Genomic DNA, 4410 nt, shown 5'->3' with positions numbered 1-4410 from the left:
GTATAATGTTAATATTAATCAATAACTAACTGCTTTTTATTTCACGATTTCCTTGCGAACATCGATGGGGACAGGCCTGAATTCACCATCACTGCTCATGGGAATAGCACAGATCAGCCGTCGTGCATCATCAGCATTCATACTGAACCGCACACCAAACTGCTGGCCAACCTCAAGGGTGAATACTTTGGTATACACTTCGGTACTCTTTAGTTCTTTATGACCCATAAAGGCCTGAACCACTTTCAAGGGCACACTGTGTTGGATCAGGTGCATGGCATAGCTGTGCCGAAAAGTTTTGGTGGTCACAGGATCCACCCGAAATACAATCCCGTCACGTTTGGCACTGTCAACCGCACGGGTCAACCAGTTACGCGCCGTGTCATCGGTGATCGGCCACAACGGTTCATGTCGTTTGGGTTTGAATGTGGCTAGGTATTCCCGTAAACGAAGCGTATAAGTTTGGTCCGATAACGGGATAGCCCGGTCAAATCCTTGAACTTGTTCTATTTTCGTTGGCCGGCCCGGTTTACGCCGGCGCTGCTTGAGTGTACGCAGCACAATAAAAGGACGTCCTCCGTCCAGCTCAATATCGGCCGGGGTGATGGACAGGGCTTCATTAATCCGGGCCCCGGTATTCCACAGCGTTTCCATCAGCAACCGTTGATGTAAGTCAGCAAAATACCCGAGCAGCACCGACACTTCCGGGGCTAACAGGTATGCCGGCGTACCAAGATTGGCCCGTAGCGCCATGTTGCGCAGTTCGGCTGCGCCCTGCCAGTCAAAATAACTGCCGATCGCGCTACGCGAAAAGTTTTCCGGTTCGTGGGGTATAAGGCTCACGTTTTTAATCTCCGCGATCGTCTGACTGATGACCCGTCATGTGACAACGCGCCCTCAATATTGCCAAGTGTTATCACCATTGTGCCGTAAAAGTCACGCTCAGCCGAGCGCAATAATTCCCTGATCGGATCCGGGATCATTCGGTTATTTTTCTATAATGGATTAAATACCGAGCAAAGAAAACAAGAAAGGGCCACAACCGACGCCCGTCATGCCGTGACCCTGTGCCTCTCGGCACATCATAGTGTATGAAGATGAGATGAGAAACACAAGATACAGCCTTATCCACAGAAAAAGGGGGTAAGGTGGGGAGAATTCGGGGCTTTAACGCAAAAACCGAAAAAGATCTCAAAGGGAAAGAAAGACTGGAATTAATGAGGAGATGACCTTAGGTCCCTAGGATAAAGAAATCAATCGCCGCCCCAGTTCGCCACGAAGATGGTTCTCACCCATAACCTGGTTATCTGAACGGAGATTTTTAGCATACGTGCTTGTCAGGATCACATAGTCCATTTGGTCTACTGTCAAGACAGGTGATAACACCTTCACTTGTGAGTTTACCGGTTGCTTGCGGACCAATGGAGTGACCAGTCGGGTACAAAAATAATTTATAAAATCTGATTTAATATCAATAAAATAGTGATGTGATTGCTTGTTCTTGGCCGTGTTTTGCTGCCTTTTCACTGTTAATGCGACAGAACGCAAAGGGCAACTCCTACATTCAGATGGAGAAGGATATCACTGGTGGAACAATTTTATTTGTTGGCTGCCTAAAAAACCGGCAGCGCAACTTTTGCTGACTTGCCTATGCTAATTCTACACAACCGTCAGTAGCTGAGAGAACAGGCGGATCGCCGGATTCTATTCTCCATTGATGGTGTAAGTTAACGTCTCCGTTGCTGGTGTAATCGTACGTGAAACTAATTTCACTCCGTTACGAACAATAGATACCGTCCGGTTTTGTGTCGATGCTGGAATATTAATATGGAATTTATTCATCACCTTAGTAGCGAGACGATTGTTATGAAGTTTGAAGCGAAGGGTTCCTGTTGCCGACTCGACCCATAGCTGCATATCACTGCTCGTTAGAATATTAGTGTTATCTGAATAAATAAATCCATATGCGCCGTGCAAGGCAGGGAATATATAACTTGTTAATACTCCCTCAGGATCGTAATATCCTATCAGTGTTGTTACTGCTACACCTTTTAACTGAGGAACTCGTTCAATACTTAGATCTGTTGCCTGAACAATATCTCTCCAACTTTTTCCATCAGAGACGTAATATTTATGGGTACCTTTTGCTAACGTTATAATTAAACCATTAATATAAAGGGTTGTATTATAGGTAGCGCTTTGGTCAATTATTAATATAGACTGATTGTTATCTTGGGACGCAGGAGGAATGTGAACTTCGCTGGCCCAATTACCATCCTGCATGGCAATATTTAGCACCTTATATATGGTTAGCAAAATTTTCAGCGCGGGGGCACTTAGGTCTTGATTTGATGCGGTAACTCTCGTTAAAGTTGAGTCTAGCAAAATTGTTTCATTCCAGCGTTGCCCGTCTGACAGGTAACCCATTCTGAAGCCTTTTGTTACCGTGATTATCTGACCGTTTATATAAAGTTCACTATTATATCCAGCCCTATGATCTATTAATATGATGCATTGCTTGTTATTCTGACTTGCTTCTGGAACGTCAATTGCTTTAGTCCAATGGCCATCCTGCATTGCGATTTTTATTACTCTGTATTTATTCAGTAGAACAGCAATACCATTTGCACTGAGATCGCTGATGGGAACAGTCGTTGGACTATCAATATCAACCCGATTAAAGTAAGGAACCATACTTTTTTGTTTTTCATCCCATTTACTAAAACCTGTGGGTGAATCACTGGAGAAAATTGCTTTGCTTTCCAGAAACTGCTGCACGAGCGTCGCAGTATAAGGAGTATGTAATGTAAAATGATTTAGTGATGTCATTGGCTCGCCACCCGCCATAGGATCAAACCCAAAAGAATGTCCATAGAATGGGAGCTCACAGGTATTTTCATAACAGGAAGGCTGATTGGTTACATCCAATTTAAAATTGGGTATGAACTTATGTAAGTCCATATCCCATCCCCAAGTGGAATTGATTTCGCTTGCACCCCGGTGCACAGATCCATTAAAGCCGTTAGGGTAGTGTCCTAGCCCGTAATTGTGACCTATTTCGTGGCTAAATTCGTTGCCAAGTGAATTATCAAGCGTGACGATACCCCCGCCGCCAGAACCGCCATGAACAACAACACCATTGGAATAACGCCCTATACTGTTATGAGCCGAGAGTTGAGCAACGGTAAAGGGAGAATCCTCACCTTCCCCCGCGGTAGAATTAAGCCCATAGCTTGCATGATTTATTCCTAAGGAAATAAGTTCCTTACCGATACTTTGTCGCATAGTGCCATTGTGCCAATCCCCTATGCTAGGGTCATAATTGATCAATAAATTTCCGGTAGGAAGCATAACTTCCTGTAGATGTATTGATTGATAATTATTCACTATCATCCGCGAAACAGGAACTGTCTGAAAATACTCTCTGTGGGTATCAGGCTGTTTTGCAAAACGAAACGAGTTACGAGGAATTGTGAGCATACCGATGTCGATCGTGTTAAGTATGAGCTCTGTGGGCGCACCAACTCGGATATTATTCAATTGCCCCACCAACGAACCACTGGTGAAAGCCATGGTCATACCGGGTTTTATCCATTCGGCAGGGAGATCAATACTCCAAGTATTTTGCGAGTAAATTAACCATTGATTTGTTACTTCCCCACTACGATACCAACGACCATTAAAGAACTGGAATTGTACCGTATTTCCTTGAGTAATGATGAATTCTTGACCGCTGTAGTGGATCGTTGAGCTATAGGTTGCCCTGGACGTCATACGAACCATTTTTCGTTGCTCAGTGGTATTTGGCAAGTAAATATGATCGACGAATAAGCCATCGGCGGTTCGAATATCAACAATAGAGTATGTTGATAGTAGTGATTTAAGATAGTTACCATCCGGATCTGCCAAACTAGCTAATTGGCTGCTGGTATTGATAACGTAAGTATTGCCGGGTAGTGGCTCAAAATGATATACCGTGTCCGGCAATTCTCCTGGAGGGTTTAGCTGCAAACTGCCAATAACCTGTTTATTTTTGTCTGAAATGGTAGCAAGCAGATTATCTAGGATGATGTTTGGTTTTACCATCATTAATGCCCTACGGCTTCCTGTTAAATAAGGTTGAGGGTCTCCTAGCTTAGGTGTTACAGGAATAATCTGGCTTTGCACAAACTGTATACTGGCCTGTAAGGTTCCCTGTAAATCATTGCTAGTGCTATTTGTATTAAAAATTAACAAATCGTTAGTGTGCATAATAGTATCCTTGAAATAATTAATTTGAAAACTGTCGTCTAATATATCGTCCATGATTTAAATCCTTAAATGAATTTATTGAGTATGATAACCGTATTACAATACGATAATCATTCCAAACACCCCGATTGAAACTATTGTGCTGAGCACAAATCTTTA

General features: G+C 43.3%; 3 protein-coding genes. All 3 read right to left on the bottom strand.

Annotated elements, in window-relative coordinates:
• Nucleotides 1–36: 36 nt before the first annotated feature.
• The 3 genes from V2A85_RS22205 to V2A85_RS22195 all read right to left on the bottom strand — a co-directional run bounded on the left by V2A85_RS22205 (nucleotide 37) and on the right by V2A85_RS22195 (nucleotide 4305).
• On the bottom strand, nucleotides 37–843 hold the full coding sequence (locus V2A85_RS22205; RefSeq protein WP_420072389.1) for a tyrosine-type recombinase/integrase: 807 nt from the start codon (nucleotides 841–843) through the stop codon (nucleotides 37–39).
• Between the two features lie 396 nt (nucleotides 844–1239).
• Complete coding sequence (locus tag V2A85_RS22200) at nucleotides 1240–1548, bottom strand: CcdB family protein (protein WP_420072388.1); 309 nt, start codon at nucleotides 1546–1548, stop codon at nucleotides 1240–1242.
• Nucleotides 1549–1704: 156 nt separating this feature from the next.
• Nucleotides 1705–4305 carry a M66 family metalloprotease gene (locus V2A85_RS22195; RefSeq protein WP_420072387.1) on the bottom strand — a complete coding sequence of 867 codons (2601 nt, stop codon included), beginning with the start codon at nucleotides 4303–4305 and terminating at the stop codon, nucleotides 1705–1707.
• Nucleotides 4306–4410: the final 105 nt, after the last annotated feature.

Source organism: Yersinia sp. 1252 StPb PI, assembly GCF_048593885.1.
In the GTDB taxonomy this organism is placed as follows: domain Bacteria; phylum Pseudomonadota; class Gammaproteobacteria; order Enterobacterales; family Enterobacteriaceae; genus Yersinia; species Yersinia enterocolitica_E.
Note: the sequence above shows the minus strand (reverse complement) of the source record. Positions and strands in the feature narration are given on the sequence as shown.

Excerpts from the sequence above, each read along its gene's own strand:
- V2A85_RS22195 (WP_420072387.1), bottom strand. The coding sequence starts at position 4,305 with ATGGACGATATATTAGACGACAGTTTTCAAATTAATTATTTCAAGGAT.